The organism is Shewanella sp. Shew256 (assembly GCF_002196695.1).
Classification (GTDB): domain Bacteria; phylum Pseudomonadota; class Gammaproteobacteria; order Enterobacterales; family Shewanellaceae; genus Shewanella; species Shewanella mangrovisoli.
Window position 1 is genome coordinate 1 of sequence record NZ_NAJR01000048.1, and the last position, 1060, is coordinate 1060.

Below are 1060 nucleotides of genomic sequence, written 5' to 3' on the forward strand. Positions count from 1 at the left end.
AGGCTTTGTTTCCTAAATCAGTTGAACTAAAACCATAGCTGGTGATCTGATCGACATAGCCCATCAACTCGCCCATCAATCGTGTCAAAACCTCAATATAAAACAATCAACTGGAAGCAATACAATCAAGCCCTGATCAATCGTGGCTCACTTACCTTCTGGATTGATGAGGACGCTATCGCCCAGTGGAAAGCTAAGGCCGAGCAACCAAGGAAAGGTCGACCACGCGTATTTAGCGACTTAGCCATTACCACCGCGCTGATGGTTAAACGTGTTTTCTCGATGCCACTACGAGCGTTACAAGGCTTTATCAACTCGGTGTTTAAACTGGCTGATATTCCGCTTTCGTGCCCACATTACACTTGCATCAGCAAACGCGCTAAAACCGTCAAGATTGCTTTTAAAACCAAGACGCGTGGCACCATTGAGCACTTGGCTATCGACTCGACAGGCTTGAAGGTTTATGGTGAAGGTGAGTGGAAAGTGAAGAAACATGGCACAGATGGCAAGCGCCGCGTGTGGCGTAAGCTGCATATCGCTGTCGATACCCATAGCCATGAAATTATTGCAGCGGAACTGAGTTTATCCGGTGTCACTGACGCTGAAGTTATGCCGAATTTGCTCAAGCAAACCCATCGCAAAATCCGCAATATCTCAGGTGATGGTGCTTACGACACAAGAGCCTGTCACGATGCCGTTCGTAGAAAACGGGCTTTAGTACTCATTCCACCGAGGGAAGGTGCCGCGCTCTGGGAACAAGGTCATCCGCGTAACTTAGCGGTCAGTTGGCAACAGCTTCATGGTTCAAATAAACAGTGGAAAAAACGGTATGGTTATCATCGGCGGTCAATCTCAGAAACAGCAATGTACAGAGTGAAGCAACTACTTGGTGGCAGATTGAGCCTGCGAAATTATAACGGTCAGGTAGGAGAAACTTACGCGATGATAAAGGCGTTGAACAAACTCACTGGGCTAGGCATGCCTGAAACTTACCGTGTAGTTTAATATTCAAACGATTATGAGGAGCTTTGCTCGCTGAATCGATTTAGGAAACAAAGCC

General features: G+C 47.0%; 1 protein-coding gene. It reads left to right on the top strand.

Annotation, left to right across the window (positions count from 1 at the left end; all coding sequences use genetic code 11):
* The first annotated feature begins 81 nt into the window (after positions 1-81).
* Entirely contained in the window at positions 82-1005 is a 924-nt protein-coding gene (locus tag B5P39_RS24340) for an IS5-like element ISSpu11 family transposase (protein ID WP_069455281.1), read from the top strand.
* Positions 1006-1060: the final 55 nt, after the last annotated feature.